Below are 26614 nucleotides of genomic sequence, written 5' to 3'. Positions count from 1 at the left end.
GGCCTTGTGTCGCGAAAGGGCCGCTCCCACATTTAGTTGCAGTCAGGCCTTGCGCGGGTTGAGGATCATCAAGGCCAGCACCCCCGCCACAATCCCCCAGAACGCCGAGCCAATCGAGAACAACGTAAGTCCTGAAGCCGTGACCATGAAGGTAATCACTGCCGCCTCCCGCTCGCGCGCCTCGCTCATGGCCACGGTCAGCCCGTTCATGATCGAGCCGAACAGCGCCAGGGCGGCAATCGACAGCACCAGCTCTTTCGGCAACGCTGCAAACAACGCCGCCAAGGTCGCCCCGAACACCCCGGCGATGCCGTAGAAAATCCCGCACCATACCGCTGCGGTGTAGCGTTTGCCTGGGTCTTCATGGGCGTGTGGCCCGGTGCAGATCGCCGCGCTGATCGCCGCCAGGTTGACCCCGTGCGAACCGAATGGCGCCAGCAACAGTGAGGCAAAGCCGGTGGCTGAAATCAGCGGCGAGGCCGGTACCTGATAGCCGTCGGCACGCAGCACGGCGACGCCGGGCATGTTCTGGGAGGTCATGGCCACCACGAACAGCGGAATGCCAATGCTGATGGTTGCCGCCAGCGAGAAGCTTGGTGTGGTCCACACCGGCTTGGCCACCTCCAGGTGGAAGCCGCTGAAGTCCAGCAGGCCCAGGGCGCCGGACAATGCCGTGCCCACCAGCAACGCCGCCAGCACGCAGTAACGCGGCGACAGGCGCTTGACCAGCAGGTAGCTGAAGAACATGCCCAGCACCAGCAATGTGCGATGCTGCGCCGCAACAAAAATTTCGCTACCGATCTTGAACAGGATACCCGCCAGCAACGCCGAGGCCAGCGAAGCCGGAATCCGTTTGACCAGGCGCTCGAAGCTGCCGGTGAGGCCGCAGAGGAGTACCAGCACGGCACAGGTGATGTAGGCACCAATGGCCTCGCCATAGCTCACACCGCCCAGGCTGGTGATCAGCAAGGCGGCACCGGGGGTAGACCAGGCAATGGTGATCGGGGTGCGGTAGCGTAGCGACAGGCCGATGCTGCAGACCGCCATGCCGATCGACAGCGCCCAGATCCAAGAGGAGATCTGCGCGGTGGTCAGCCCGGCTGCCTGGCCGGCCTGGAACATCAATACCAGCGAACTGGTATAGCCGGTGAGCATGGCGATGAAGCCGGCGACCACCGCCGACGGGGAAGTGTCTGCCAGGGGCCGCAGGCGTGCGGAAGTGGCATCGGTCATGAACAAAGTCCTTGTAAAGGTGTAAGCAGTTTTTTCAGACTACAGCGAGCAAGATTGATCCTTGCCATACAGCGGCCATTGCTTTTAGCCGTACAGTCGCCAACTATTGGGCGCAATTGCAAAACTGCTTGGAGGGGGAGGGGCGATGTACAAGGTCTATGGCGACTACCAGTCGGGCAACTGCTACAAGGTCAAGCTGATGTTGAGCCTGCTGGGCCGGCCGTATGAATGGCACCCGGTGGACATCCTCAAGGGCGAGACCGAAACGCCTGAGTTTCTGGCGATGAACCCCAACGGCAAGGTGCCCGTGCTGGAGCTGGAAGACGGCAGCTACCTGTGGGAATCCAATGCCATTCTCAACTTCCTGGCCGATGGCAGCGAGTTCCTGCCCAGCGAACCGCGCCTGCGCACGCAGGTGTTGCAGTGGCAGTTCTTCGAGCAGTACAGCCATGAGCCGTACATTGCCGTGGCGCGCTTCATCCAGTTCTACCTGGGGCTGCCGGATGAACGGGTGGATGAGTACCGCAAGCTGCACAAGGGCGGCTACAAGGCACTGAGGGTGATGGAGCGACAGCTGCAGATGACGCCTTACCTGGTGGGTGAGCAGTACTCCATTGCCGATGTGGCGCTGTACGCCTACACCCATGTGGCGCAGCAGGGCGGGTTCGACCTGGCCGATTACCCGGCGGTACAGGCCTGGCTGGAGCGGGTCAGCAGCCACCCGCGGCATGTGCCGATGGTGGGTTGACTGTCAGCCTGTGCCGGCGATAGGGCCGATACAGGATGACTAGACGCTATCAGGCCGAGGCAAAACGCTCATCCAAGTAGGCAACGATGGCCTTGGACTCATACATCCAGGTCACCTTGCCGGCCTCTTCAATGCGCAGGCACGGCACCTTCACCCGGCCGCCACCTTCCTGCAGGGCCTGGCGGTGCACCGGGTCATTCTTTGCATCGCGCAGCGCCACCGGCACATTCAGCCGGTGCAGGGTGCGGCGGGTCTTTACGCAGAACGGGCAGGCATGGAACTGGTACAGCGCCAGGCCCTTGGCCGCTTGCTCGACGCGGGCCTGGGCAGCGGCGTCGCGCTTGCGCTTGGCTGGGCGGCTGATCCAGTCACCGAACACGATGAGCTGGCCGAGGCCAACCCGCAGGGCTTTGACGATCACGGGCAACTCCTGAAATGCAAAAGCCGACCCGGCTGGGTCGGCTTGGGGTCAGCAGCCAATCACTTGATCAGGCTGAGGAACTCGCTGCGGGTGGCGGCGTTGTCGCGGAACTCACCCAGCATCACCGAGGTGATCATGGTCGAGTTCTGCTTTTCGACACCGCGCATCATCATGCACATGTGCTTGGCCTCGACCACCACGGCCACACCGGCGGCACCGGTGACCTGCTGCACGGCTTCGGCGATCTGGCGGCTGAGGTTTTCCTGGATCTGCAGGCGGCGGGCATACATGTCGACGATGCGCGCTACTTTCGACAGGCCCAGCACCTTGCCCTTGGGCAGGTAGGCCACGTGTGCCTTGCCGATGAACGGCAGCATGTGGTGTTCGCACATCGAATACAGCTCGATGTCCCGGACCAGCACCATTTCGCTGTTGTCAGAGCTGAACAGCGCGTTGTTGGTGACTTCTTCCAGTGTTTGCTCATAACCGCGGCAAAGGTACTTCATCGCCTTTGCAGCCCGCTTGGGCGTGTCGAGCAGGCCCTCACGGGAGACGTCCTCGCCAATCTGGCTGAGGATCTCGGTGTAGTTCTGTTCCAGGGACATGGATCTACCTGTGGGAAAAAATCGCAAAAACGAAGGTTACGGCGGTGAGGGCGGCGCTGCAAGCGCGGCGTTACTCGTCGCGGCCTTCGAGCATGGTTCGCTTGAGCATGACATACACCGCGCCGGTGCCGCCGTGGCGGGCGCTGCACGAGGCAAAACCGAGCACTTGCGGGTGCTGGCGCAGCCAGGTGTTGACGTGGCTTTTGATCATCGGGCGCTTGCCGTCCAGACGTGCCGCCTTGCCGTGGGTAACCCTTACGCAGCGCACTTCCAGTCTGGTGGCTTCGGCGATGAAGTCCCACAGGGTTTCGCGGGCCTTTTCCACGGTCATGCCGTGCAGGTCGAGGCTGCCCTCGAACGGGATCTGGCCCAGCTTCAGCTTGCGCAACTGGCCTTCCTGAACGCCGTCGCGGCGCCACATAAGCTCGTCTTCGGCGCCAACGTCGATGACGAACAGGTCGGACATACCGTCGATTACCAAGGCCTTGTCACTGCGCACGGTCGCTGCCTGGCGCAGACCGGCCAGCTTCTGGCGGTCGGCCTTGGGCTTGCCGACTTCGGCGCGGTCGTGGCGGATTGGCTTCACGCCACGCACTTCGGCCTTGAACAGGGAAAAATCGTCGTCTTGCATGATGCCTCCACGTGGGCGGCGTAGTTTACGCGACTGTGGGGCCGTGTGCAGCCTGTGCGGGCCCTATCGCCGGCAAGCCAGCGCCCACAGGTACTGGAGAACACTCAGGCCTGTGATAATCCTGTGAGAGCTGGCTTGCCGGCGATAGGGCCAGTGCAGGATTCAGTCGTGCTTTTTCATCAGGTGCGGCGACAGGTTCAATTCCCGCCCGCGACGCAAGCGAATACGGCTGCGCCGCCAGAAGCGCACCCCCAGCCACAGCAGCAACAAGCCAGCCACGGTAAGGATGCTGGACAGCGGCTTGTTGGTGTTGAGTTCTTGCAGGGCAGGGTAGTTGCCCAGCAAACCGGCGACGCCGGCCATGGCCAGCAGCACGCCCAGGGTCGCCAGCAGCGCCGACAGGCCGGCCGCCAGGCGGGCGCCCCAATTGCGCGGCTGGCGCGGGCGCAGGCGCTTGGCGTCGAAACTGCCTTTAAGCTTCATTCCGCTCTCCTCTGTGGATATCCGGAATTCGACCTGCCGCCGCCCATCGGGTTCCGCCCGGCTGCCGGGCGGTAGTGCCTAGCCGCTCAGATCAGGCTGGCGGTGGGGGCCACGCAAGCGAAGTTGTCAGCCATCACGGCCATTTCGCACTGGTGAATCTGCGCGGCCGGGATGACGCCATCCTTGAAGGCCAGGTCACGGGTTGCCGAGGCGTCTTCCACCAGGGTGCACCGGTAACCATAGTCCTTGGCGCGGCGCACGGTGGTGCTGACGCTGGAATGGCTCATGAAACCACAGACGATCAGGTCCAGGTGGCCCAGCGCCTGCAGCGTTTCGTGCAGTTGGGTGTTCTTGAATGCGTTGGGCATGCGTTTTTCGATGACGATTTCGCCTTCGAGCGGCTCCAGCCCCGGAATGAACTGGCCGGCAGGCCCCTGTGGGTCGAAGCGGCCACCGACAGTGCCCAGGTGGCGAACATGGATGATCGGACGGCCGCTTTTACGGGCGGCGTCGAGCAACCTGGCGATGTTGGCCACGGCCTCGTCCATGCCCGACAGCTGCAGGGGCCCACTGAGGTACTCCTTTTGTGCATCGATGATGATCAGGCTGGCGTGGCTCAGCTTGGCCGGCGGGTAGTCGCGGCCAGTGAGGCGGAACATCGTGGTTGGAACGGACATCAAGGGCTCCTTGGAAGGGCTTTTGTATACCTATTGTCCCCTGCCTTGACGCCAATGGGAATGGTTGACAACGCAAGCGGCGTGGTTACTGGCCTCTGGCTAGCCACTGGTCACGGCAAACGAACAAATGTGCGGGTGGGGCTGTTAGACTTTTGGCCGGTCTGAAATAGGAGTACCCCGTGATCACATCCCGTCTGCGCACGCTGCGCGACTACATCCGCTGGGCGGTCAGCCGCTTCCACGAGCACGACCTGTTCTTCGGCCACGGTGCCGACAACGCTTGGGACGAGGCCCGCATGCTGGTGCTGGGTGCTGTGCACCTGCCATGGGAGGTGGCCGACAGCTACCTGGACTGCATGCTCGAGGACGACGAGCGGGTACGCCTGCAGCATTTGCTCAAACGCCGGATCGAAGAGCGGGTGCCGGCTGCCTACCTGTTGGGCGAAGCGTGGTTCTGCGGCATGGCGTTCATCGTTGACGAGCGCGTGCTGGTGCCGCGCTCGCCCATTGGCGAGCTGATCGAAAAACGCTTCGAACCGTGGCTGGCGAGTGAGCCGGCACGCATTCTTGACCTGTGCACGGGGTCGGGCTGCATTGGTATCGTCGCCGCCGACGTGTTCCCCGAGGCAGAGGTGGTGCTGGCCGACCTGTCGTTCGAGGCCCTTGAAGTGGCCAACCAGAATATCGAGCGCCATGGCCTGGACGGCCGCGTGTATACCGTGCAGGGCGATGGTTTTGGCGGCTTGCCGGGGCAGCGTTTCGACCTGATCCTGTCCAACCCGCCGTACGTCGATGCCGAAGACTTCGACGACATGCCGGCCGAGTATCACCACGAGCCCGAACTGGGCCTGGCCTGCGGCAACGACGGCCTGGACCTGGTACGGCGCATGCTGGCCGAAGCGGCAGACCACCTGACCGACAAGGGCCTGCTGATTGTTGAAGTGGGCAACAGCCAGGTGCATGTCGAGGCGTTGTACCCAGAAGTGGACTTTGCCTGGCTGGAGTTCGAGCGTGGCGGGCATGGGGTGTTCATGCTCACCGCCGAGCAGTGCCGCCAGCATCAGGAGTTGTTCAAAGCCCGCGTTTAGGCTATTTGGGGCTGCTTTGCAGCCCATCGCGACACAAGGCCGCTCCCACAGATTGATCGCGATACCTTGTGGGAGCGGCCTTGTGTCGCGATGGGCCGCAAAGCGGCCCTAATATCCACCCGCTGGCGCGGTGTCAGCGGGTTGCTATCCAGATCAATAACCCCGCCTGAAACACCGCAAACGCCACCAGGCAGGTGATGGTGAAGCGCAGCCCGCTGTCCTCGCGGTGGTACTTGGCCACCCGTTCATCGCGCTCGCGCAGTTGCCCCTCCATCTCTTGCAACTGCTGGTCCGCCTGCTGCAGCAGGTTGGCGGCGTCCAGAATCTCCACTCGCTGCAGGCGCTCGTTGCTCCAGGCGGCCTTCAGCTGGCCTACGGTCATGTCCACGGTCCGGCCCTTCAGGTGCTGGCCGTCCTCGTACTCCACTTCGATCCCCACCCCGCGCAAGCATTGGTCACGGCGCAGGCGTGAGTCCTCGCTCAGGGCATCCTTGCTCGGCAGCGCCATGCCTGGCACCCGGTAGTGCGGCCACTTGCGCTGCAGCCATTGCGCGGCCTGGGCGAGCATGAAGCGGCCAATGCCACGGTTTACCGGTTCCAGTTGCAGGCCGTGTTCACTGCCAATGCGCACAAGGCGCTCGGTATGGTCTACGCGGATGTCCAGGCGGTTCTGCTCTTTGTGCACCTTTTGCCCAGGCAGCTGGATTTCCATGCGTAGCAAGCTGTGGGCCTTGTCGTGGCGCTCGGCATAGCCGAACTGCACAAAGCGTAGCGGCCGTGCGCCGGTGCTGCGGTCGGTGGGCAGCGCGGCCAGGCGCAGCAGCTGGAAGTGTTCTGTGGCCAGTTCTGCCCAAGGCAGGGCAGGGTTTTCCTGGGATTCTTCGGCCGGCTCTGCGGCGGCGGGGGCGGTAGTCATCAGGCTTGTCCTCGGCTATGCCTGCTGTATCGGCAGGCTTGCCGCGGACCTGAGCTCGTTTACCTCATGCCGAAGGCAAATGCTGGATGAACGTCACAATGCGCTCACCCAGCTCGCGCGCCAGCGGCAGCTCGGGGTTGAGGTAGCTGTCGCGCTGCTGGCTCATGTCCCTGGGGCTGATGCGCAGCATGTGGTTCATGCCGTCGATCAGCACAAGCTGCGCATCCGGCTTGGCCGCCTTGAGCCGTTCGGCGTCGGCCACGTCCACCTGCACGTCGTTGCGCCCCTGCACGATCAATGCGGGCATGGGCAGGCGGGCAAAGGCTGCCGCCGGGTTCTGCTGGAACAGCGAGATCAGGTAGGGCTGAACGCTGGGGCGGAACACCTGGCGCAGCGGCGCGGGTACTTCCAGGCTGGTTTGCCCGGCCTGCAGGCGGTCGAGCAGGGCGCTGCCACTGGCCAGTTGCGCCGGTGGCAGCCGCTTGGCCAGTTGCTCGCGCAGCACGTCGGCCAGCGGCCGGCCACTGCCGGCCAGGGTGATCACCGCGCTGGCGCCGGCCTGTTCTGCAGCCAGGCTTGCAATCAGCGCACCTTCGCTATGCCCAACCAGGATCAGCGGGCCGAAGCGCGGGTCAGCCTTGAGCTTGTGGCTCCAGGCGACCACATCGGCCACGTAGCGCTCCACGCTGAGGTTGCGCTCATCAGGCGTGGCCGGCTGGCTGGCAGCCACTCCACGCTTGTCGTAGCGCACGCTTGCAATGTGCTCGTTGGCCAGTAGCAAAGCCAGGCGTTTGAGGTTGTCGACCCGGCCCGACGCCGGGTTGTTGCCGTCGCGGTCGGTGGGGCCGGAGCCGGCGATAATCAGTACCACCGGCGGCGGGGAGGCCTGTTGTGGCAGCAGCAGGCTGCCGTGCAGCACGCCTTGGCCGGTATCCAGGTCGATCGGGCGTTGCAGCACGGTGGGGGCAGCGGCCTGGGCCAGGCCGGTGCACAGCAGTAAGAGCAAGGCGACGAGGCGCGACATCATGCGGTACTACATGGGGAGATGCAGCTTTGACCCAATGTTTGCGGGAAGGTTCTCGGGTAGTGTGTTGCAGGATCGGCCCCATCGCTGGCTTGCCGGCGATAGGGCCAGTACAGACAACCAATCCATCTGTATACTGCCGCTTTCGTCCATTTCAGGCAGAACTCGCGGAGCGCCCATGTCCGGCAATACCTACGGCAAGCTGTTCACTGTCACCACCGCTGGCGAAAGCCATGGCCCGGCGTTGGTCGCCATTGTCGATGGATGCCCACCGGGCCTTGAAATTTCCCTGGCCGACCTGCAGCACGACCTCGACCGGCGCAAGCCTGGCACCAGCCGGCACACCACCCAGCGCCAGGAAGCCGATGAGGTGGAAATCCTCTCCGGCGTGTTCGAAGGCCGCACCACTGGCTGCTCGATCGGCTTGCTGATCCGCAACACCGACCAGAAGTCCAAGGACTACTCGGCCATCAAGGACCTGTTCCGCCCGGCCCACGCCGACTACACCTACCATCACAAATACGGCATCCGCGACTACCGCGGCGGTGGCCGCAGCTCGGCCCGCGAAACCGCCATGCGCGTGGCCGCTGGTGCCATTGCCAAGAAGTACCTGGCCACCCAGGGCATCACCGTACGTGGCTACATGAGCCAGCTGGGTCCGATTGAAATCCCGTTCAAGACCTGGGAATCGGTGGAGCAGAACGCCTTCTTCAGCCCCGACCCGGACAAGGTGCCGGAGCTGGAGGCCTACATGGACCAACTGCGCCGTGACCAGGACTCTGTAGGTGCCAAGATCACCGTGGTCGCCGAGGGTGTGATGCCTGGCCTGGGCGAGCCGATCTTCGACCGACTCGATGCCGAGCTGGCCCATGCGCTGATGAGCATCAACGCGGTCAAAGGCGTGGAAATCGGCGCCGGCTTCGCCAGCGTGGCCCAGCGCGGTACCGAGCACCGTGACGAGCTGACCCCGCAAGGCTTCCTCAGCAATAACGCAGGTGGCATCCTGGGCGGCATTTCCTCGGGCCAGCCGATCGTTGCCCACCTGGCGCTGAAGCCGACTTCCAGCATCACCACCCCGGGTCGCTCGATCGACATCGACGGCAACCCGGTGGACGTCATCACCAAAGGCCGCCACGACCCGTGCGTGGGCATCCGCGCCACGCCGATCGCCGAGGCGATGATGGCCATCGCGCTGATGGACCACCTGCTGCGCCACCGCGCGCAGAATGCCGATGTGAAGGTAACCACCCCGGTGCTGGGCCAGCTCTGACCGTGTTGCTTGCGCCGGCCCGCTCTTTGCAGCAGCAGCCTCGTGCTGCGAAAGGGCCGGTGCAGCTAGCACACATCTCTATGGCGACATCGGCCCTTTCGCAGCACAAGGCTGCGCCTACAGGGTGGTGCCGGTTCAGACGGTAAATCCATGCAACCCATCCCCTACTGGCGCCTGTCCAGCTTCTACCTGTTCTACTTCGCCCTGCTAGGCTCCACCGCCCCCTTCCTGGCCCTGTACTTCGACCACCTGGGCTTCTCCCCGGCGCGTATCGGCGAGCTGGTGGCCATTCCCATGCTGATGCGCTGCATCGCCCCCAACCTGTGGGGCTGGCTGGGCGACCGTACCGGCCAGCGCTTGTTGATCGTGCGCCTGGGCGCGTTGTCCACCCTGGCCACCTTCGCCCTGATCTTCTTCGGCAAAAGCTACGCGTGGCTGGCGCTGGTGATGGCCCTGCACGCGTTCTTCTGGCACGCGGTGCTGCCGCAGTTCGAGGTCATCACCCTGGCCCACCTGCACGGGCAAACGTCGCGCTACAGCCAGGTGCGCCTGTGGGGCTCTATCGGCTTCATCCTCACGGTGGTTGGCCTGGGCCGCCTGTTCGAATGGCTGAGCCTGGACATCTACCCGGTGGCCCTGGTCACGATCATGGCCGGTATTGTCGCTGCCAGCCTGTGGGTGCCAAACGCCCAGCCGGTGGAGCAGGGCGAGCGCAAAGGCGCCGGCGGCTTCCTGCAGCAGTTGCGGGCCCCGGGGGTGGTCGCGTTCTACGCCTGCGTGGCGCTGATGCAGCTCAGCCATGGGCCGTACTACACCTTCCTTACCCTGCACCTGGAGCACCTGGGTTACAGCCGCAGTGCCATCGGCCTGCTGTGGGCGCTGGGGGTGGTGGCCGAAGTGCTGATGTTCATGGTGATGAGCCGGCTATTTGCGCGCTTCAGTGTGCAACGCGTTTTGCTGGTCAGCTTTTTGCTGGCGGCTTTGCGCTGGTTGCTGCTGGGCAACCTGGCCGAGGCACCGGCCGTGCTGATCTTCGCCCAGCTGCTGCACGCGGCCACCTTCGGTTGCTTTCACGCTGCCAGCATCGCGTTCGTCCAGGCCAGTTTCGGCGCCCGCCAGCAGGGCCAGGGCCAGGCGTTGTACGCGGCGCTGTCGGGCACCGGCGGTGCACTGGGGGCATTATATTCGGGCTACAGCTGGAAACTGCTGGGCCCCACCTTCACCTTTGGTATGGCCAGTGCCGCAGCCTTGGCTGCAGCCGTTATCATTGCCCTTTGTTCGCAACCGACCAGGACCCGCCCCTGATGAGCATTCTCAGCGTTTTTCACCCCGCCAGCCCGGAACTGCCGAACAAGGTGCTGACCCACCACGACGATATCGCCGCGACCCTTGCCGAGCAGGGCGTGCATTTTTCCCATTGCGAGCCTGGCCTGCGGGTGCGGCCTGGCACGGCCGACGGTGAGGCACTGGAGCTCAGCCGTGAGTATCTGGACCAGTTGATGACTGCACACGGCAGCAAAGCCTACGTGTTGTTGAACCGTGACGGTGAAGACGCGCTGCAAGTCGATGTGCGCGATGAGCATGTGCATGATGCCGACGAGGTGTTTGCCGTGGTCAGCGGGCGGGCGCAGGTTGGCCTGCGGCTGGGCGACTGGGTGTATTCGGTGCTGTGCGAGAAGGGTGACCAGCTGGTAGTGCCGGCGGGAACACGGCGCTGGGTAGAGCTGGGCGCGATGCCTTTTTGCCTGGCGTTGCGTTTGTATGGCAGCGAGCAGGGCGCGCAAGCGCGATTCACCGGAGATGTGACTGCGCGGGCGTTCATGGGGATTGACGAGCTTTAATTGCTGGGTAGGCCCTATCGCCGGCAAGCCAGCTCCCACAGGTTATGCGCAGGCCTTGAGGCCGACGTGGTCAATGTGGGGGCTGGCTTGCCGGCGATGGGGCCACTAGCAACACCACCAAGCTCAGCGATAGGTCGGCAGGGCAAACCGTTGCTGGCTCTGCAGCATGGTAATCACTGGCAACTCGCTGGCCTGTTCAGCCAGGTCACGGCGGATGGCGCTGATCGCCCAGGACAGTTGCTCTGCGTTGTGCAGCTGCGCATAGGTCAGCACCCGGCGGGTGACTTTGTTGTCAGCGGCACGCAGGGTCAACAGTACGCCGCCATCAGGGCGTGCCTGGGTGGTCACCTGATAGGCCGAAAATACCGAGACGAACTTTTGCTGGATGAGGTCCATATCAACTCCTGGCTAGTGTGGCAGACATGAGTTGATGATTGCAGCGACCGTGCCAGAACTTGATTTCAGAAAAAACCCAGTAAAAACAGTCACTTAATAGGTATTTGAAGAAGCGGTGCCGTGCAGGTTGCATGGTCGTGCATTTTGCACAGTGCATTTTGCACGGGTCCGGCTTTAGCTATTGGCCCTATAGAATCTGAACCTTTGACCACAATGGCGTGCCTGACAAACACTTGGGCAATCATTTATGCCAGGAGGTTCCCGATGTCCAGCCACACCGCGCCAGCCACAATGACCGACGACGAAACTGCTGCGTTCGCCGAGCAAGTGTTCGAACGTGCCCGCCAGGGGGATGCTGAAATGCTTGGTCGCCTGCTTGCCAGCGGCCTGCCGGCCAACCTGCGTAACCACAAAGGCGATACCCTGCTGATGCTGGCCAGCTACCACGGCCACCACGACGCGGTGCGCGTGCTCCTGGCGCAGGGCGCCGACCCGCTGATTGCCAACGACAACGGCCAATTGCCGATTGCCGGTGCCGCGTTCAAGGGGGATTTGGCGATGATCCGCCTGCTGCTGGAGCACGGCGTGCCAGTCGATGCCGCAGCGCAGGACGGCCGCACCGCATTAATGCTGGCGGCCATGTTCAACCGCAGCGAAATCCTCGAGTACCTGTTGGCCCAAGGCGCCGACCCGACTCGCCAGGATGCCCGCGGCGCCACCGCGCTGATGGCCGCGCAAACCATGGGCGCGGTGGACACAGCCGCACGCTTGCAAACGCTGGCCGGCTAACCGCCCGGGGGCATTTGCGGCTATCCTTGGCGACTTTTCACCCGTCGCAGGCCCCCTTTCATGAAAACTCAGTTGCTCGAATTCATCAGCCTCATTGGCGCCGGCTGCATGCGTGAGGCCGACATCGAGCGCATCGCCGACGAGGCCGCCCAGGCCTACGCCGACCCGGCCGCTTTCCTGGCCGCCAACCCCGACATCAACTACGACGACAGCTTCCCCATCCCGCTGGGCGAATGGGTGGTGCTGGGCAGCTTGCCGGACACTGTAGTGTTCCAGGCTGACAGCTATCAGGACCTGTTCCAGCAGATCAGCGACTCGTTCGACAGCAGCGTGCCGTTCACCCTCAAGCCCAAGCAACTGGCCCGCACCGAGCCACTGACCGCGCTCAACCGCATTCAGGTGCAGATGGGCGCACTGAACAAAGAAGCCGGTGGTTATGTGTTGCTGAACTTCAGCCAGTTGCTGGATGACGAGCTGCAGGTGGTGATGGTGGGGCAGAACGACCTGGCGCGCGTGCTGGAACTGGGTGCAGCGCTGGGCATCAAGGTCGAGCCGGCCCTGGAAGCCCTGAAAGTCGCCGTGCACATCTGATTTCGTCGTTTGCCTCTTCGCGGGCAAGCCCGCGAAGAGGCCGGCACAGGCAACCGCAAAACCTCAGCCCAGCGCGGTATCCAGAAACATCATCACGCCGAAGCCACCCATCAACCCAAGGGTCGCCGCCGTCTGGTGCCCATTGCGGTGGGTTTCGGGGATGACCTCGTGGCTCACCACAAAGATCATCGCCCCCGCCGCCAGCCCCATGCTGATCGGGTAGGCGAGGGCAAAGCCGGTCGAAATCCCCAGCCCGATCACCGCCCCCAGCGGCTCCATCAGCCCAGACCCTATCGCCACCAGCGCGGCTTTCATGTTCGAAAGCCCGGTAGCGCGCAGGGCCAGCGCCACGGCCAGCCCCTCGGGGATGTCCTGGATGGCGATGGCGCTGGTCAGCGGCAGGCCGATGTTCATGTCGCCATTGGCGAAGCTCACGCCAATCGCCATGCCTTCAGGCAGGTTGTGCAACGTGATCGCCAGCACGAACAGCCATACCCGGCTGATACGCTCGGCCTCGGGGCCGCATGGGCCGGTGCTTTCGTGCTCGTGCGGGGTGAACCGGTCCAGGCCCAGCATCAGCAATACGCCCAGCGCCATGCCCAGCACTACGGTAAAGGCCGCAGCCGGGCCGTTGCCGGTGATCTCGCGGGCGGCGTCCAGGCCCGGCAGAATCAGTGAAAACGAACTGGCCGCCAGCATCATGCCGGCGGCAAAGCCAAGCATCACGTCCTGGGTGCGGGCGCTGACATCGCGCAGCACTACCGCCAGCACTGCACCCAACGCGGTGGCGCCAAAGCCGGACAACCCGCCTAGCACGGCCAGGTGCAGGTTATCGGCATGGTCGCCGTTCACCGCGTTCCAGAAGCTGGCCACCAGCAGTGCGATCACTGCCAGCAGGCTCAGCCCCAGGCCGGCGCTGAGCCAAGGGGTGTGGGCCACCTGCTGACGCCAGGCGTGCAGCAGTGAAAGTGGGGCGGCGCTTTGGCTGTGTGCGGGGGGCATGCGAACCTCGAATCAGTTATTGCAGTCAGTCTACTCAGGGACCTGTGCCAACGGCCAAGGATTCCCTTCTATTGGTGCGATAGCTGGCTATGCTGTGCAGCAAAGCCTCTGGACAGGAGTTTAGGCATGGGGTCTACCTTCAACAGCCTCGTCGGGCTGATCATTCTGGCGCTGGATATCTGGGCCATCCTCAATGTCATCAAGAGTGGCAGCGAGGTGGGTGTCAAAGTGTTGTGGATCTTGCTGATCGCACTGTTGCCGGTGGTAGGGCTGGTGATCTGGGCAATTGCCGGGCCGCGGGGGAACGTGCGCATCTGAACGCCTGTGCCGGCCTTTTCGCAGGCTCGCCCGCTCCCACAGGTACTGCGCCGCTCTCAAGAGTTGTGGGGCTCCTGTGGGAGCGGGCAAGCCCGCGAAGAGGCCGGCACAGACAAAAGCCGCAACATCCCAGTGACAAAATTTTCACATTGGTTTAAACAGAATCCGCACCCGCACAATGCTGCGTTGGTCTAGCGCCATCGCCTCTTCGCAAACCGCAATCCTAGGACCTCCCCATTCATGGCTAACACGGACGCCTTGAAGCAACAGGGCGCGCGAACGTCGTTTTCGCCGACCCTGAAATCCCACCTGGCCTACACGCTGCTCAGCGGGCTGGTGATCATGCTGATGCTCAGCCTGGTGCGCCTGGCGCTGCTGGTCTACAACAGCGACATGATCGGTGATACCCCGTATTCCACCGTTGCCGAAGGCTTCCTCAACGGCTTGCGCTTCGACCTGCGCGTGGTGGTGTACCTCAGCATCCCGCTGCTGCTGGCCATCCTAAGCCCTTGGGCAATGGCCCGGCGTGGGGTGTTCCGCTTCTGGCTGACCCTTGCCTCGAGCGTGGTAATGTTCCTCGGCCTGATGGAGATGGACTTCTACCGCGAGTTCCACCAGCGCCTTAACGGCCTGGTGTTCCAGTACATCAAGGAAGACCCGAAAACCGTCATGAGCATGCTCTGGTACGGTTTCCCGGTGGTGCGCTACCTGCTGGCCTGGGCCTTCGGTACCTGGCTGCTGAGCCTGCTGTTCAAAGGCATCGACCGCGCGACCCGTGGCGAAGGCCTGCACCGGGTTGCCCCATGGTACAACCGCCTGGCGGTGTTCATGGTGATTCTGCTGGTGGCCGTGGTCGCTGCCCGTGGCACCCTGCGCCAAGGCCCGCCAATGCGCTGGGGTGATGCGTTTACCACTGACTCCAACTTCGTCAACCAGTTAGGCCTGAACGGCACCCTGACCCTGATCGACGCTGCCAAGAGCCGCTTCGGCGAAGACCGCGCCAACATCTGGAAGCCGGTACTGGAGCAGAACGTGGCCACGCAAAGCGTGCGCGAGCAACTGCTGACGGCACACGACACCCTGGTCGATGCCGACGAGGCTGCCATCCGCCGCGACTTCGTGCCGCCGGCCGAGCGCACCCTGCCGATCAAGAACGTGGTGGTGATCCTGATGGAAAGCTTCGCCGGCCACTCGGTAGGCGCACTGGGCAGCCCCAACAACATTACCCCGTACTTCGACAAGCTGGCCAAAGAAGGCCTGCTGTTCGACCGCTTCTTCTCCAACGGCACCCATACCCATCAAGGTATGTTCGCCACCATGGCCTGCTTCCCCAATCTGCCAGGCTTCGAATACCTGATGCAGACCCCGGAAGGCGGCCACAAGCTGTCGGGCCTGCCGGCACTGCTGAGCGCCCGTGATTACGACGACGTGTACGTTTACAACGGCGATTTTGCCTGGGACAACCAGTCCGGGTTCTTCGGCAACCAGGGCATGACCACCTTCATTGGCCGTAACGACTTCGTCAACCCGGTGTTCTCCGACCCGACCTGGGGCGTGTCCGACCAGGACATGTTCGACCGCGGCAACGAGGAGCTGGCCAAGCACGACGGCAAGAAACCGATCTACGCGCTGCTGCAGACGCTTTCCAACCACACCCCATACGCGCTGCCCAAAGACCTGCCGGTCGAGAAGGTCACCGGGCAAGGCCGCCTGGACGAGCACCTCACTGCCATGCGCTATTCGGACTGGGCGCTGGGCCAGTTCTTCGAGAAGGCGCGTAAAGAGCCATACTTCAAGGAAACCCTGTTCGTCATCGTCGGCGACCATGGCTTTGGCAACCACCAGCAAGTCACCGAACTGGACCTGGGCCGTTTCAACGTGCCGCTGCTGCTGATTGCCCCGGGCATTCAGGAGAAGTTTGGTGCGGTGAACCACACCGTGGGCACCCAGGTCGACATCGTGCCGACCATCATGGGCCGCCTGGGTGGCAAGGCCCGCCACCAGTGCTGGGGGCGTGATCTGCTCAACCTGCCTGAGGGTGACCAGGGCGTGGGCATGATCAAGCCGTCGGGCAGCGAGCAGATCGTCGGCCTGGTGCAAGGCGACCGCATCCTGATCGAGTCCAAGGACATGACCCCGCGCATGTACCGCTATCAGTTGGGCAGCGAGTTCAAGGCCGAACTGATTGAAAGCCCGGACCAGCCAGAAATGCTGAAAAAGCTGGAAGCGTATATCCAGACGGCGACCAAGAGCCTGCTGGATAACACCGCCGGTGTCGTGCACGGCACGCCGAAGTAAGGCTGCAAAAGGGGCCGCTTTGCGGCCCTTTCGCGGGGCAAGCCCGCTCCCACAGGGATATCATCGCAATCCCGCCGTTGATATCTCTGTGGGAGCGGGCTTGCCCCACGAAGAGGCCCTCACAGACTGAACATTCTCCCGGCCCCAAGGTCAGTTGATCAGGCATCACACCGTGGTGTATCTGGATTGGGAGGACTTGTTCAATGAAAGAGTGGGAAGTCATCTTTGCCGATCAAAAAGGCGAACCGTCCACCCTGATGCTGCGGACCGAGCACCGTCCCAGCGAGGAGGAAGCCGCGCGGGCCATCCGTTCGCAGCTGTTCCCGGTGATGGACGAGCTGGACCTCAACGACTTCCAGGACCGCACCATTTCTCCGACCGCCCGCTGGCTCAAGGAGCATAGCGGGGTGACCATCACCAGTATTCACGAAGCGCCCTGACCCACACGTTTGCGTGGTGCCTGTTCAAGCGCTACGATGATGAAAGGTGCCTGCCATTCTGCGGGTAGGCGCCGTTTCAATTCGCGTCTTGCATCAGCTCGAACTGCTCGGCCATTGATTGCCGGCAGGTGCGTAGTGCACGGAAAGTCTATCCATTGCGTTATTCAGGAGGACGATTCATGAGCAGCCAGAACGACGATATCAGCAGCAACGTCCTGCGCCAGATGAAGGCAGGCGGTTTCGACTTCACCCAGATCCACCCCATCGAGTTCTATGCCGTATTCCCCGATGAAGCAGGTGCCCGCCGCGCCGCCGGGCAGTTTCGTGGCGAATCGCTCAATGCCCAGGTGAAAGAGCTGGGCGACGGTGCCTGGCACCTGGAACTGAGCAAGGTCATGTATGCGACCTATGGCGGGATTGGCGACTTTGAAGAGGCGTTCGAGCAGTTGGTGACACCTTATGGGGGGGAGGTGGAAGGGTGGGGAGTCAAGCACGAACGGCAGACTGCCTGAAGGTTTTCCGTTGCCTTCTTCGCGGGTGAAGCCGCGAAGAAGCCCTCAAGGCTTGCGCCCAGCCATATGCCCCAGATAAGCCAGCAACGCATCCAGGTCTTGTTCACTCAGCACGTTTTCAGCAAACCCCGGCATCTTTGCCTGCGGCCACTGCCTTAGGCTTTGCGGGTTGCGAATCAATTGGCGCAGATAACCCGGCTGGAAATACTCGGTCGGGTTGTGCGGCATGTTCAAATCCGGCCCCATTTGCGCATCCCCCGCACCGTTAAGGCGGTGGCACGCCATGCAGTTCTGCTGAAACAAGGCAAAGCCCTGGCGCACCGGGCTATCGGCTGGCAACTTCGGATCGGGCAGCAAGGCCGGGAAGCGCGTCTCGACAGCGTCCAGTTTACGAAGGGTGGAAATCTGGAACGGCCACTGCTCCGGGCGAATGCCGCTCGCTTGCGGCTGAGTCCACACCAGGTAGAACGGCCCCGCGCTGGGTTTGCCCTTGCCTAATGCCGGCCACGGTTTGTCGGGGTCCTCTATGGCCAACCAGGCCCGTGCCGGCCCTTGCTGCAGCAGCGGTGCGGCGGGCATTTCGGCGGCAAAGCCATCCCGTGCCACTGCCTGCAGGTGATCAGCGGGGCTTACGCCTTCCAGCAGCGTGGCCAATGGCACCGCCCGATAGTGCATGGGGCGTTTGTATGACACATCCTGATCGACGCTGATATCCCGGGCCTGCGGGTGGCCGAGCAGTTCGGCGCTGCTCCACTGGCGCGCGCTGGCGCCCAGCTCAAGGTGCAGTTGCGCCGCCGACAGCGGCAGGCTCAGGAACAACGCAAACAGTGCAAGGCAGTGGCGCATGGGTAATCTCCGACCATCAAGGCCGGCAGGTTACCTGTGCACTGCCCGTTGGCGCCACCGAAAGGGTCAGCCGAATAAACGTGTCAGGTTCGGCAATATCAACAGCAATGTCGTGGCAAAGAGAATGAGCCCAGCTTGGCGAATTTTTGATTGTCTGAACATGGCGGACCGCCTTCTTGTTGTTATTCCTGAATACCCGTTGGCTTCCTTGTCGCGCTTCGGGTCGATCACAGTGGCGACGCTTGGCGCCTGAACTGCATGCCTCTTGAAAGTGGATATACATCCAACAGTAGGGTGTGTGTGATGCATGTTTGAGAACCCTTTGTTCTAATTGTGTGGTTCATTGATTTCAGTTAGCTATGAGGCCATGTGCCATCTGGCTGGCATGCTCTGACTAGACAGGGGCGCAAGCACAAAGCGGGTACCGACGAAATGTGACCGTTCGTCAGTGCAGCCTACTTGCTTGTACGTGTCTTTCGCGTCAGTCTCTACAGCAGATTCCCACCCATGTCGTTCAGGACTACCCCTATGTCGTTACGCATCTGCATCCTTGAAACCGATGTCCTGCGACCGGAGTTGACGGCGCAGTACCAGGGCTACGGCAGGATGTTCGAGCAGCTTTTCTCGCGTCAGCCGATTGCCGCCGAATTTCGTGTCTACAACGTGATGCACGGCGACTATCCCGCCGAGAATGAAGTGTTCGATGCCTACCTTGTGACGGGCAGCAAGGCCGATTCGTTCGGTACAGATGCCTGGATCCAGACGCTCAGGGCCTACTTGCTGAAGCTTTACGAGCGTGGCGAGAAGCTGCTGGGGGTGTGTTTTGGCCATCAGTTGCTGGCGCTGACCTTGGGTGGCAAGGCCGAGCGGGCGGAGAAGGGCTGGGGCGTGGGCATCCATCGCTACTCGCTGGCGGCCCATGCGCCGTGGATGGACCCGGAGGTGTCGGAGCTGACCTTGCTGATCAGCCACCAGGACCAGGTGACCGAACTGCCGGAAGGCGCCACGGTGATTGCTTCAAGCGATTTCTGCCCGAATGCGGCGTACCACATCCGCGACCAGGTGCTGTGCTTCCAGGGCCACCCGGAGTTCGTGCACGACTATTCACGCGCGCTGCTGGATGCCCGCCAGGAATACCTGGGGGATGAGGTGTACCACAAGGCGGTGGCCAGCCTGGCCACCGAGCACCAGGGCGACCTGGTGGGGGAGTGGATGATGCGCTTTATCCAGCAGCCGGTGAGCAAGCATAACGCGGCGTAGTGGCGGGGGCCGCAAAGCGGCCCCGGCAATCTCAGAGCCAGCCAGACTTCTTGAAGCTGGCAAACAACCCCGTACATCCCAGCACGATCACCCCCAGTACCCCGAAGTATCCATAGTGCCACCCCAGCTCCGGCATGTTCTGGAAGTTCATCCCGTAAATCCCCGCAATCGCTGTAGGGAACGCCAGAATCGCCGCCCAGGCCGCGAATTTGCGTTGCACGATGCTCTGCCGTGACGACTCCAGCAGCATGCCGATCTCGATGGTCTGGCTGGCGATGTCGCGGATGCCGGCCAGGTCTTCCATCTGCCGGGTCACGTGAATCTGCACATCACGAAAATACGGGCGCATGTTCTTGTCGATAAACGGAAAGCTCAGGCGCTGCAACTCCTCGCTCACTTCCACCATCGGCGCCACATAGCGGCGCAGGCGCAGGATGTCGCGGCGCAGGCTGTGCAGGCGGCGGATGTCATCCTCCTGCAACGAACCGCCGAGCACGCTTTGCTCCAACTCCTCGATTTCACCATGAATGGCCTCGCTGACCGGCTGGTAGTTCTCGGTGACGAAGTCGAGCAGGGCGTACAGCACAAAATCTTCACCGTGCTCCAGCAGCAGCGGCCGCGCCTCGCAGCGCTGGCGCACCAGGGCATAGGATTTGGAGTGGCCATTGCGGCACGTGATGATGTAGCCGTTGCCGGCAAAGATATGCGTTTCGATGAACTCCAGCTTGCCTTCATGGCGCACTGGCGAGTAGGTGACGATGAACAGCGCGTCGCCGAAGGTTTCCAGTTTGGGCCGGCTGTGCTTTTCCAGGGCGTCTTCGATGGCCAGCTCGTGCAGGTTGAACTGGCATTGCAGGTTGGCCAGTTCCTCGGCGTTGGGCTCTTCCAGGCCAATCCACACAAAGTGCCCCGGCTTGCGCGCCCACTCGCTGCCTTCGTCGATGCTGATGTTGGTGACCTTTCTGCCGGCGCTGTACACCGCCGATGCCACGACTCGACCCATGGTTGCCTGCTTATTCCGGTTGAACACGGGGTACAGCTTGGGCCGTACCCGGCCCAAGAGCAACCGGCTTCAGGCCAGCTCGTGTTCCATGCGGTCGATGCATTGCTGCATCTGCACCCGGCACTGCTCGATCAGCGCCGGGATGTCCCGTTGGGTCATGCCGGCGGTTGTAATGGGCGGCAGCGAACGGACGACTACCGTGCGCTGGCGCCAGCTGTTCAGGCCCATGCGTTTGGCATAGCGGCTGACGCATACCGGCACAATCGGCACGCCGGCCTCGATGGCCATGTGAAAAGCGCCTTTCTTGAATGCCAGCAAGTGTTCACCAGGGTTGCGTGTGCCTTCGGGGAACACCCAGATCGAGGTATCGTCCTGCAGCACGCGGGTGGTTTTCTGCAGGGCCTTGCGTGCCTGGTAGCTGTTCTTGCGGTCGATCAGCACGTTGCCGCCCAGCCAGAACAGCTGGCCGAACAACGGAACCCAGCCCAGGCTTTTCTTGCCGATGGCAACGGTGCGTCGTGGCACGACCTGGCCGAGCACGAACAGGTCGAAGTTGGATTGGTGGTTGGCGATGATCACGCAACCGGGGGGCTGATCCCATAGCGGGCCGACCTCGGCCTTGACCTTGATGCGCAGCAGTCTGGTGGCCGGGCGGCTGTAGAGGTGGGCGAATATGCGGCTGTTGTCGGGGTTGAAGGGGCGGCACAGGCCGATGACCAGGCCCACGACGCCAACCACAAGGAAATGCAGCGCCAGCAGAAGCATGCGCAAGGAATAAAGCATGGTACGACTCACACCAGACAGTCGCCGGGGAGTGTACGGATGTGCACTGGTTCGGGCAAACCTTGTTGCTGCGCCTTGCTGACGGTGGCAGCAGGCTTGCCCCGCGAACACCGGCGGAGCCGGTGCCGTGCAACGCGTTGCCTGCTTCGCGGGGCAAGCCCGCTCCCACAGAGGCCGGTGGGCCTAGCCCATATGCTGCTGGTCCAGCTCGATCGCCTTGTCCAGGGCCTCCAGCAGGCCTTTACGCACTTTCAGCTTGGTGTTCTTGTGCGCCAGCATGTTCAGCTTCTTCAATTCACGCGCCGCCGCCAGTGCCGCTTCCTGCAACTGCTCGGCCGGCACCACTTTGTCGAGGAAGCCGGCATCGACCGCCGCGTGTGGGTCGAATACCTCGGCATTGATCACCGAGCGGTGGAAGGCTGAGCGGCGCAGGCGGTCGCGGGCCAGTTCGATACCGGCATGGTGCATGGTCATGCCGATCTGCACTTCGTTCAGGCACACCTTGTACGGGCCTTCGACGCCAATGCGGTAATCGGCCGACAGCAGCAGGAAAGCGCCCTTGGCCACGGCATTGCCCGGGCAGGCGACCACCACCGGGAACGGGTGCGACAGCAGGCGGCGGGCGAGGGTAGAGCCGGCGGTGACGAGGCTGATTGCCTCTTGCGGGCCGCTGGTCATCACCTTGAGGTCGTAACCACCCGACAGGATGCCTGGCTGCCCGGTGATGATCACCACTGCGCGCGCTTCGATCGCGCGGTCGAGCGCGGCGTTGAAGGCGGTGATGACGTCCGGCGAGATGGCGTTGACCTTGCCGTTGTTCAGGGTCAGGGTGGCGATGCCGTCTTCGGCGTGGTAGGTAATCAGCTCGCTCATGGCAGAGTCCTTTTGTTGGCGTGGCGACGACGTTACCCAGCGCCAGAGGCCAGGTAAAGCAGCAAGGCTGACTGGTCGGTCAGCGTTCACCGCGTGCCAAATGCAAATACATGAAAAATTTGAAAAAAGTGCTTGCCAAAGGGAATGTCTTTCACTAAATTAGCGCACCTCGACGGGCCGCAAGGCTTGAAGAGAAACGGTGAAGTGTCCGAGTGGTCGAAGGAGCACGCCTGGAAAGTGTGTATACGAGAAATCGTATCAAGGGTTCAAATCCCTTCTTCACCGCCACATTCTACGAAGAGCCCCCGCGCTGAAAAGCACGGGGGCTTTTTGTATTTGGGCCTTTGGGGCTGCTTTGCAGCCCATCGCGACGCAAGGCCGCTCCCACAGGGGACCGCGTTCACCTGAGATTCACGCGGTCCTCTGTGGGAGCGGCCTTGCGTCGCGATGGGCCGCAAAGCGGCCCCAAGATCTTAAAAGCTGACCGAAGCCGAAAGCCGAGCGGTACGTGGCGCCCCCTGGAACAGGTAGTTATCCCCCAGATAGTCCCCCGCATCGCGCCAATAGCGTTTGTCGAACACGTTATCCACGGTCAGGCGCAGCACCGTGTCATACCCGCCAATGCGCGTACGATACCGGCTCCCTACATCGAACACGGTGTACCCGCCAACCTCCACATTGCCCGCCTGGCTCGCATACTTGCTGGCGCTGTAGCGCGCCCCGCCCAACAGTGCCAGCCCCGGTACCGGCAGCGTGTATTGCGCGTGCAGTGCTGCCCGGAACCTGGGCACATTGATTGCCTGATGGCCTTCATAGGCATCGGTACCGCTGTTTTTCACCCGCGCACGAATGGCTGCGGCGCTGGCCTGTACCTGCAAGTTGCGGGTTACCCAGCCGCTGGCACCCAGCTCCAGGCCGGTGTTTTTCTGCTGGCCTTGCTGCACGTAGGTGAAGTTGCCAGCACCGTCCGGGCGTGCGTACTGGTAGGCCTGGCGGATCTGGAACAGCGCGGCGCTGAGGCTCAGGCCTTGCCAGTCGTGCTTGAGGCCCAGTTCCAGTTGGTGTGAGGTTGTGGGGGCGAGGATTTCGGCAGCGTTGCTGGCAAACCAGGGTGCCGTGCCGCCGGCAGACAGGCCCTTGGCGTAGCTGGCGTATACCGTGGTATCTGGCTGCGGCTTGTAGATAAGTGCAGCATTGGGCAGCAACTCATATTGGCGGGTATGGCGCCCGGCAACACCGTTCTCGTCCCAGGTCTTTTCATCCAGGCGCACTTCACGGGCGCCCAGCACGGTCTGCCACTGTTCGTTGAAGCTGATGCGGTCGCTGACGAACAGGCCGTACTGACGGCTGTCCAGGCGGCGTTCGCTGGCGCCGACAGCTTTGTCGGACGGGGCGAAGGCGGGGGCGCCGGTGTAGATGTTGCCGGTACCCAGCCACTCGTTGTAGTACGGCCGTTGATCCAGCGTGCGCCGCTGCGCGCTGGTGCCCACGGTCAGTTCATGCCCCACGCCCAGCGCATCGAAGTGCCCGTTGAGCATGGCCTGTGCTTCATCGGTGCGGCGGGTGTCGTCGGGGCTGCGGAAGTCGTAGATGTCGTAGTCGCCATTGCCGGCAAAGAACGCGCCTTCGCTCGAACCCCAGGCAAACGCACTGTAATCGTCGATCACCACCTTGCTGCGCGAGGCACTCAAGGTGCCGGTCCAGGCCTCGTTGAAGCGGTACTCGAAGCGCCCGCCCAGGTTCAGCGAGTCGTTCTGCACGGGTTTGGCCCAGTGCTGGTACGCCAAACGATCGTCCGGGTCGATGCCATGAGGCACTGCGGTGCCGCCCAGCAGTTGGTAACCCGGCACCGAGCGCTGTTCGCGGTGCTGGTATTCGGCATCCAGTCGCAGGGTGGCATCCGGGTTGATCTGCCAGTCGAAGGCCAGCGAGGCGAAGTCACGCTTGCCATCCGCATGGTCGACATACGAGCGGATGTCCTCATGGGCCAGGTTGGCACGCAGGCCGAACTGTTTTTCGCTGCCGAACCAGCCACCCAGGTCGGTGGCCAGGTAGCGTTCGCCCTGTGCGTTGGTCGACAGCGTGACGCTACGCACATCCTCGGCGCGCTTGGTCACGTAGTTGACCAGGCCACCCGGCTCTGAAACGCCGCTTTGCAGCCCGGACAGGCCCTTTAGCAACTCGACTTGCTGTTTGTTTTCCAGGGCCACGTTCTGCTCGCCGGCAATGGTCTGGCCGTTGATACGGTAGCTGCTGGCGGCGTTAAGCTCGAAGCCCCTCACGTTGAAGTTTTCGTAGTAGCCGATGGGGGCATAGCTTTCGCCAACCGAGGCGTCGCTTTGCAGCACTTCGCTTAGCTGGCGCACCTGCCGGTCTTCAAGCAGTTGCTGGCTGAAAACGCTGATGGCGGCAGGGGTATCAAGCAAGGGCGCGGGCTGGAAGCCGCCCACTGCGGCCTGGTGTGCCTGATAGCCGTCGTCGCCGTAGGTGTCGGACACCTGCAGCGGGGCCAGCACCACGCTGTTTTCGGCGAGCACATGGGGGCAATGCAGGGCCAGGCCCAGGCTGAGCAGGCTCAGGGGCAGGCGGGGGTGACGCGGGGGCATGCGGGGCTCCTGGATGCGCACACCTGTGCCGGCCTCTTCGCGGGTAAACCCGCGAAGAGGCCGGCACAGGCCATGAAAAAGGCGGCATATTAACAGCCGCCTTCAGCATAAAACGATCCAGGCCCCGCGATATTCAGCCCTGGTTGGCAGGGTGCTTGTGCTGCCGCCAACTGTCATCGATCTTCGACCAGGTTTTGCCGTCGGTAATCGCCATGAGCTTGCGACCATCCTTGAAGGTGGCCAGGAAGGTAGCTTCTTGCTCCTTGCCGCCTAGCCACAGCCCGGCAAGCAAGCCCACCGGCCCGGCCACCAGGGCCCCCGCCACACCCCAGCCCAGGGCGCTGCCCAGGCTGCGGCTGGTTTCCAGGCTGGCCAGCCGGAGGTCGCTGATGCGGGCCAGGGAAATCCGCTCACCCGGTGACGGGCTGCGCGGGGTCTTGAGTGTGAGCGATCCGTTGCGATACTCGCCTTCACCTTGCAAGAAATCGCCGGATTGCACCGTGAGTCTTGTCATAAAGTCGTCCTGTCAGGAAAGGGCATTGACCAGCGCCTAATGGGCGCTGCCTGGCCTGGCAAGTCAACGACCATGCGACGGAGGGTCGTGCGGTGCATTGTCGCCGTGGCTAATGGCCTCTTCGCGGGCACGCCCGCTCCCACAGGCTTGTCACTGCCCTGAGGTTTGTGATGCACCTGTGGGAGCGGGCGTGCCCGCGAAGAGGCCAGCAAGAGTCATTCAGGCCACCTGCAAGGTGTTCTTGCGCTTACGCTCGGCCAGGCCCCACACCAGCAACGCCAGCCCGCCAATCACCAGGCCCGCCGCCACAATGCCCATCCAGCCCTGGTACTGGAACAACTGCGTGCCCAGCAATGACCCCAGCGCCCCGCCAATGAAATAGCAGGTGATATACCCGGCGTTCAGCCGCGTACGTGCCTCGGGGCGTAGGGCAATCACTGCGTTCTGGTTGCTCACGTGCACCAGTTGTACCGCCAGGTCGAGCATCAGCACGCCCAGCAGCAGGGCCAGCAATGACTGCTGGGCAAAGCCCAGCGGCACCCACGACAGCAGCAACACCACCAGGCCCACGGTGGTACCCAGCGCGCCTTTGCCGCGGTCGGCCAGGCGCCCGGCCCAGTTCGCCGACAGCGCACCGGCTGCACCGGCCAGGCCGAACAGGCCGATCACCGCATCGGAGTAGTGGTAGGGGCCCTTGGTCAGCAAAAAGGCCAGGGGCGTCCAGAACAGGGCGAACAGGCTGAACGCCAGCAGGCCGAGCAGCGAGCGCAGGCGCAGGACCGGTTCTTCAACGAACAGGCGGAACACCGAGCCGATCAGTGCCGGGTACTTCAGCCCGGCATGGCTGTGATGCTGCGGCAGGCTGCGGCACAGCGCCACCGCGGTGACCGCCATCAGCACAGCGGCCAACACGTAGATGCTGCGCCAGCCGCCCAGTTCGGCCATAAAACCGGCAGCAGTACGTGCCAGCAGGATGCCCAGCAGCAGGCCGCTCATCAGCGTACCGACTGCGCGCCCACGCTGATGCGGCTCGCTGAGGGTCGCGGCCATGGGCACCAGAATCTGCGCCACCACCGAGAACAGCCCGGTCAGCGCCGTGCCGAGGATCAGCCAGGGCAGGCTCGGCGCACATGCACTGATGACCAGCCCTAACGTGGCAATGGCGGTCATCACGGTGATCAGCCGGCGCTGCTCGAAGAGGTCACCCAGCGGCGCCAGTAGCAACAGGCCGGCGCCATAGCTGAGCTGTGCGGCAATGACGATACTGCCGGCGCTGGCAGTGCTCAGGCCAAACTGCTGGGCGATGCTGTGCAGCAGCGGTTGGGCGTAGTAGTTGCTGGCCACGGCCAGGCCGGTGGCGGTGGCCATCAGCAGGATCATGGCGCGGCTGAGAGTGGGGGCGTTCATGCGGTTCTCTTGGCGGGCAGTAGTAAGTGGGGGAATTAT

29 protein-coding genes and 1 tRNA gene are annotated in these 26614 nt (G+C 63.0%); 13 read left to right on the top strand and 17 right to left on the bottom strand.

Annotated features, from left to right (window positions below):
• Positions 1–42: 42 nt before the first annotated feature.
• Positions 43–1233 (bottom strand): benzoate/H(+) symporter BenE family transporter, encoded by a 1191-nt coding sequence (locus J3A71_RS22220; protein WP_016485407.1) that lies wholly within the window; start codon positions 1231–1233, stop codon positions 43–45.
• A gap of 145 nt (positions 1234–1378) precedes the next feature.
• Here J3A71_RS22220 and J3A71_RS22215 point away from each other — a divergent pair, with 145 nt between their 5' ends.
• Entirely contained in the window at positions 1379–1981 is a 603-nt protein-coding gene (locus J3A71_RS22215; protein WP_016485408.1) for a glutathione S-transferase family protein, read from the top strand.
• Positions 1982–2030: 49 nt separating this feature from the next.
• Here the strand turns inward: J3A71_RS22215 and J3A71_RS22210 are convergent, their stop codons facing one another.
• The 5 genes from J3A71_RS22210 to J3A71_RS22190 form a co-directional block, all read right to left on the bottom strand.
• The gene (locus J3A71_RS22210; protein ID WP_016485409.1) at positions 2031–2402 is read right to left on the bottom strand and encodes a glutaredoxin; all 372 of its coding nucleotides are present in this window, start codon (positions 2400–2402) and stop codon (positions 2031–2033) included.
• Between the two features lie 59 nt (positions 2403–2461).
• On the bottom strand, positions 2462–3007 hold the full coding sequence (gene folE / locus J3A71_RS22205) for a GTP cyclohydrolase I FolE (protein ID WP_003252789.1): 546 nt from the start codon (positions 3005–3007) through the stop codon (positions 2462–2464).
• Between the two features lie 70 nt (positions 3008–3077).
• Complete coding sequence (locus tag J3A71_RS22200) at positions 3078–3638, bottom strand: Smr/MutS family protein (protein WP_060518466.1); 561 nt, start codon at positions 3636–3638, stop codon at positions 3078–3080.
• A gap of 162 nt (positions 3639–3800) precedes the next feature.
• Positions 3801–4121, bottom strand: coding sequence for a hypothetical protein (locus J3A71_RS22195; RefSeq protein ID WP_016485411.1), 321 nt, complete (start codon positions 4119–4121; stop codon positions 3801–3803).
• Positions 4122–4207: 86 nt separating this feature from the next.
• Positions 4208–4798: a cysteine hydrolase family protein gene (locus J3A71_RS22190; protein WP_012271080.1), complete on the bottom strand. Its 591-nt coding sequence runs from the start codon at positions 4796–4798 to the stop codon at positions 4208–4210.
• A 179-nt stretch (positions 4799–4977) separates the two neighbouring features.
• Between J3A71_RS22190 and prmB the strand changes: the two genes are divergently transcribed.
• On the top strand, positions 4978–5886 hold the full coding sequence (prmB, locus tag J3A71_RS22185; protein WP_016485412.1) for a 50S ribosomal protein L3 N(5)-glutamine methyltransferase: 909 nt from the start codon (positions 4978–4980) through the stop codon (positions 5884–5886).
• A gap of 133 nt (positions 5887–6019) precedes the next feature.
• Here prmB and J3A71_RS22180 read toward each other — a convergent pair whose 3' ends face one another.
• Together J3A71_RS22180 and J3A71_RS22175 are read right to left on the bottom strand one after the other, a co-directional pair.
• A complete protein-coding gene (locus J3A71_RS22180) occupies positions 6020–6802 on the bottom strand; it encodes a hypothetical protein (RefSeq protein WP_016485413.1) in 783 nt (260 codons plus the stop codon).
• Positions 6803–6866: 64 nt separating this feature from the next.
• Positions 6867–7829, bottom strand: a complete 963-nt coding sequence (locus J3A71_RS22175; protein WP_016485414.1) for an alpha/beta fold hydrolase — start codon at positions 7827–7829, stop codon at positions 6867–6869.
• A 175-nt stretch (positions 7830–8004) separates the two neighbouring features.
• On the opposite strand from J3A71_RS22175, the gene aroC reads away from it, so the two are divergent.
• The 3 genes from aroC to J3A71_RS22160 all read left to right on the top strand — a co-directional run bounded on the left by aroC (position 8005) and on the right by J3A71_RS22160 (position 10937).
• Positions 8005–9096 (top strand): chorismate synthase, encoded by a 1092-nt coding sequence (gene aroC, locus J3A71_RS22170; protein ID WP_016485415.1) that lies wholly within the window; start codon positions 8005–8007, stop codon positions 9094–9096.
• Between the two features lie 150 nt (positions 9097–9246).
• Complete coding sequence (locus J3A71_RS22165) at positions 9247–10401, top strand: MFS transporter (RefSeq protein WP_016485416.1); 1155 nt, start codon at positions 9247–9249, stop codon at positions 10399–10401.
• The gene (locus J3A71_RS22160) at positions 10401–10937 is read left to right on the top strand and encodes an oxidase (protein ID WP_209953274.1); all 537 of its coding nucleotides are present in this window, start codon (positions 10401–10403) and stop codon (positions 10935–10937) included. Before J3A71_RS22165 ends, J3A71_RS22160 begins: the two co-directional genes overlap by 1 nt.
• Before the next feature lie 123 nt (positions 10938–11060).
• On the opposite strand, the gene J3A71_RS22155 is transcribed toward J3A71_RS22160, so the two are convergent.
• Positions 11061–11333 carry a DUF3509 domain-containing protein gene (locus J3A71_RS22155; protein WP_016485418.1) on the bottom strand — a complete coding sequence of 91 codons (273 nt, stop codon included), beginning with the start codon at positions 11331–11333 and terminating at the stop codon, positions 11061–11063.
• 264 nt (positions 11334–11597) lie between these two features.
• On the opposite strand from J3A71_RS22155, the gene J3A71_RS22150 reads away from it, so the two are divergent.
• Together J3A71_RS22150 and J3A71_RS22145 are read left to right on the top strand one after the other, a co-directional pair.
• Entirely contained in the window at positions 11598–12122 is a 525-nt protein-coding gene (locus J3A71_RS22150) for an ankyrin repeat domain-containing protein (protein ID WP_016485419.1), read from the top strand.
• Positions 12123–12182: 60 nt separating this feature from the next.
• Positions 12183–12713, top strand: a complete 531-nt coding sequence (locus J3A71_RS22145) for a hypothetical protein (protein WP_016485420.1) — start codon at positions 12183–12185, stop codon at positions 12711–12713.
• Positions 12714–12776: 63 nt separating this feature from the next.
• Here J3A71_RS22145 and J3A71_RS22140 read toward each other — a convergent pair whose 3' ends face one another.
• A complete protein-coding gene (locus tag J3A71_RS22140) occupies positions 12777–13715 on the bottom strand; it encodes a ZIP family metal transporter (RefSeq protein WP_016485421.1) in 939 nt (312 codons plus the stop codon).
• 126 nt (positions 13716–13841) lie between these two features.
• On the opposite strand from J3A71_RS22140, the gene J3A71_RS22135 reads away from it, so the two are divergent.
• The 4 genes from J3A71_RS22135 (at position 13842) to J3A71_RS22120 (ending at position 17283) form a co-directional block, all read left to right on the top strand.
• Positions 13842–14033, top strand: coding sequence for a PLD nuclease N-terminal domain-containing protein (locus tag J3A71_RS22135; protein WP_016485422.1), 192 nt, complete (start codon positions 13842–13844; stop codon positions 14031–14033).
• A 240-nt stretch (positions 14034–14273) separates the two neighbouring features.
• Positions 14274–16331: an LTA synthase family protein gene (locus J3A71_RS22130; protein WP_016485423.1), complete on the top strand. Its 2058-nt coding sequence runs from the start codon at positions 14274–14276 to the stop codon at positions 16329–16331.
• A gap of 203 nt (positions 16332–16534) precedes the next feature.
• Positions 16535–16771 (top strand): hypothetical protein, encoded by a 237-nt coding sequence (locus J3A71_RS22125; RefSeq protein WP_016485424.1) that lies wholly within the window; start codon positions 16535–16537, stop codon positions 16769–16771.
• Positions 16772–16950: 179 nt separating this feature from the next.
• Positions 16951–17283, top strand: coding sequence for a ribonuclease E inhibitor RraB (locus J3A71_RS22120; protein WP_016485425.1), 333 nt, complete (start codon positions 16951–16953; stop codon positions 17281–17283).
• A gap of 45 nt (positions 17284–17328) precedes the next feature.
• Here the strand turns inward: J3A71_RS22120 and J3A71_RS22115 are convergent, their stop codons facing one another.
• Entirely contained in the window at positions 17329–18129 is an 801-nt protein-coding gene (locus tag J3A71_RS22115; RefSeq protein WP_102689859.1) for a cytochrome c, read from the bottom strand.
• Between the two features lie 528 nt (positions 18130–18657).
• Here J3A71_RS22115 and J3A71_RS22110 point away from each other — a divergent pair.
• Positions 18658–19389, top strand: a complete 732-nt coding sequence (locus J3A71_RS22110; protein WP_023048853.1) for an amidotransferase — start codon at positions 18658–18660, stop codon at positions 19387–19389.
• Positions 19390–19420: 31 nt separating this feature from the next.
• Here J3A71_RS22110 and J3A71_RS22105 read toward each other — a convergent pair whose 3' ends face one another.
• From J3A71_RS22105 to J3A71_RS22095, 3 genes are all read right to left on the bottom strand, one after another.
• Positions 19421–20392 carry a magnesium and cobalt transport protein CorA gene (locus J3A71_RS22105; protein WP_024717731.1) on the bottom strand — a complete coding sequence of 324 codons (972 nt, stop codon included), beginning with the start codon at positions 20390–20392 and terminating at the stop codon, positions 19421–19423.
• 69 nt (positions 20393–20461) lie between these two features.
• Positions 20462–21175: a lysophospholipid acyltransferase family protein gene (locus J3A71_RS22100; protein WP_016485429.1), complete on the bottom strand. Its 714-nt coding sequence runs from the start codon at positions 21173–21175 to the stop codon at positions 20462–20464.
• Positions 21176–21358: 183 nt separating this feature from the next.
• Positions 21359–22048 (bottom strand): crotonase/enoyl-CoA hydratase family protein, encoded by a 690-nt coding sequence (locus J3A71_RS22095; protein ID WP_016485430.1) that lies wholly within the window; start codon positions 22046–22048, stop codon positions 21359–21361.
• A gap of 198 nt (positions 22049–22246) precedes the next feature.
• Here J3A71_RS22095 and J3A71_RS22090 point away from each other — a divergent pair.
• Positions 22247–22336: transfer RNA gene (locus J3A71_RS22090), tRNA-Ser, on the top strand.
• Between the two features lie 185 nt (positions 22337–22521).
• Here J3A71_RS22090 and J3A71_RS22085 read toward each other — a convergent pair.
• The 3 genes from J3A71_RS22085 to J3A71_RS22075 form a co-directional block, all read right to left on the bottom strand.
• Positions 22522–24654, bottom strand: coding sequence for a TonB-dependent siderophore receptor (locus J3A71_RS22085; protein ID WP_209953272.1), 2133 nt, complete (start codon positions 24652–24654; stop codon positions 22522–22524).
• A 133-nt stretch (positions 24655–24787) separates the two neighbouring features.
• The gene (locus J3A71_RS22080) at positions 24788–25168 is read right to left on the bottom strand and encodes a hypothetical protein (protein WP_016485432.1); all 381 of its coding nucleotides are present in this window, start codon (positions 25166–25168) and stop codon (positions 24788–24790) included.
• A 219-nt stretch (positions 25169–25387) separates the two neighbouring features.
• The gene (locus J3A71_RS22075) at positions 25388–26575 is read right to left on the bottom strand and encodes an MFS transporter (protein WP_209953270.1); all 1188 of its coding nucleotides are present in this window, start codon (positions 26573–26575) and stop codon (positions 25388–25390) included.
• Between the last annotated feature and the right edge of the window lie 39 nt (positions 26576–26614).

Origin of the sequence: Pseudomonas sp. PvP089, assembly GCF_017875165.1 — a bacterium.
Taxonomy (GTDB): Bacteria; Pseudomonadota; Gammaproteobacteria; order Pseudomonadales; family Pseudomonadaceae; genus Aquipseudomonas; species Aquipseudomonas fortuita.
Note: the sequence above shows the minus strand (reverse complement) of the source record. Positions and strands in the feature narration are given on the sequence as shown.

Excerpts from the sequence above, each read along its gene's own strand:
- J3A71_RS22190 (WP_012271080.1), bottom strand. The coding sequence starts at position 4,798 with ATGTCCGTTCCAACCACGATGTTCCGCCTCACTGGCCGCGACTACCCG.
- J3A71_RS22220 (WP_016485407.1), bottom strand. The coding sequence starts at position 1,233 with ATGACCGATGCCACTTCCGCACGCCTGCGGCCCCTGGCAGACACTTCC.
- J3A71_RS22100 (WP_016485429.1), bottom strand. The coding sequence starts at position 21,175 with ATGCTTTATTCCTTGCGCATGCTTCTGCTGGCGCTGCATTTCCTTGTG.
- J3A71_RS22085 (WP_209953272.1), bottom strand. The coding sequence starts at position 24,654 with ATGCCCCCGCGTCACCCCCGCCTGCCCCTGAGCCTGCTCAGCCTGGGC.
- J3A71_RS22125 (WP_016485424.1), top strand. The coding sequence starts at position 16,535 with ATGAAAGAGTGGGAAGTCATCTTTGCCGATCAAAAAGGCGAACCGTCC.
- J3A71_RS22140 (WP_016485421.1), bottom strand. The coding sequence starts at position 13,715 with ATGCCCCCCGCACACAGCCAAAGCGCCGCCCCACTTTCACTGCTGCAC.
- folE (WP_003252789.1), bottom strand. The coding sequence starts at position 3,007 with ATGTCCCTGGAACAGAACTACACCGAGATCCTCAGCCAGATTGGCGAG.
- J3A71_RS22110 (WP_023048853.1), top strand. The coding sequence starts at position 18,658 with ATGTCGTTACGCATCTGCATCCTTGAAACCGATGTCCTGCGACCGGAG.
- J3A71_RS22195 (WP_016485411.1), bottom strand. The coding sequence starts at position 4,121 with ATGAAGCTTAAAGGCAGTTTCGACGCCAAGCGCCTGCGCCCGCGCCAG.
- J3A71_RS22130 (WP_016485423.1), top strand. The coding sequence starts at position 14,274 with ATGGCTAACACGGACGCCTTGAAGCAACAGGGCGCGCGAACGTCGTTT.
- J3A71_RS22120 (WP_016485425.1), top strand. The coding sequence starts at position 16,951 with ATGAGCAGCCAGAACGACGATATCAGCAGCAACGTCCTGCGCCAGATG.
- J3A71_RS22135 (WP_016485422.1), top strand. The coding sequence starts at position 13,842 with ATGGGGTCTACCTTCAACAGCCTCGTCGGGCTGATCATTCTGGCGCTG.
- J3A71_RS22150 (WP_016485419.1), top strand. The coding sequence starts at position 11,598 with ATGTCCAGCCACACCGCGCCAGCCACAATGACCGACGACGAAACTGCT.
- aroC (WP_016485415.1), top strand. The coding sequence starts at position 8,005 with ATGTCCGGCAATACCTACGGCAAGCTGTTCACTGTCACCACCGCTGGC.
- J3A71_RS22200 (WP_060518466.1), bottom strand. The coding sequence starts at position 3,638 with ATGCAAGACGACGATTTTTCCCTGTTCAAGGCCGAAGTGCGTGGCGTG.
- J3A71_RS22180 (WP_016485413.1), bottom strand. The coding sequence starts at position 6,802 with ATGACTACCGCCCCCGCCGCCGCAGAGCCGGCCGAAGAATCCCAGGAA.
- J3A71_RS22075 (WP_209953270.1), bottom strand. The coding sequence starts at position 26,575 with ATGAACGCCCCCACTCTCAGCCGCGCCATGATCCTGCTGATGGCCACC.
- J3A71_RS22215 (WP_016485408.1), top strand. The coding sequence starts at position 1,379 with ATGTACAAGGTCTATGGCGACTACCAGTCGGGCAACTGCTACAAGGTC.
- J3A71_RS22165 (WP_016485416.1), top strand. The coding sequence starts at position 9,247 with ATGCAACCCATCCCCTACTGGCGCCTGTCCAGCTTCTACCTGTTCTAC.
- J3A71_RS22080 (WP_016485432.1), bottom strand. The coding sequence starts at position 25,168 with ATGACAAGACTCACGGTGCAATCCGGCGATTTCTTGCAAGGTGAAGGC.
- J3A71_RS22155 (WP_016485418.1), bottom strand. The coding sequence starts at position 11,333 with ATGGACCTCATCCAGCAAAAGTTCGTCTCGGTATTTTCGGCCTATCAG.
- J3A71_RS22105 (WP_024717731.1), bottom strand. The coding sequence starts at position 20,392 with ATGGGTCGAGTCGTGGCATCGGCGGTGTACAGCGCCGGCAGAAAGGTC.
- J3A71_RS22095 (WP_016485430.1), bottom strand. The coding sequence starts at position 22,048 with ATGAGCGAGCTGATTACCTACCACGCCGAAGACGGCATCGCCACCCTG.
- J3A71_RS22175 (WP_016485414.1), bottom strand. The coding sequence starts at position 7,829 with ATGATGTCGCGCCTCGTCGCCTTGCTCTTACTGCTGTGCACCGGCCTG.
- J3A71_RS22145 (WP_016485420.1), top strand. The coding sequence starts at position 12,183 with ATGAAAACTCAGTTGCTCGAATTCATCAGCCTCATTGGCGCCGGCTGC.
- J3A71_RS22115 (WP_102689859.1), bottom strand. The coding sequence starts at position 18,129 with ATGCGCCACTGCCTTGCACTGTTTGCGTTGTTCCTGAGCCTGCCGCTG.
- J3A71_RS22160 (WP_209953274.1), top strand. The coding sequence starts at position 10,401 with ATGAGCATTCTCAGCGTTTTTCACCCCGCCAGCCCGGAACTGCCGAAC.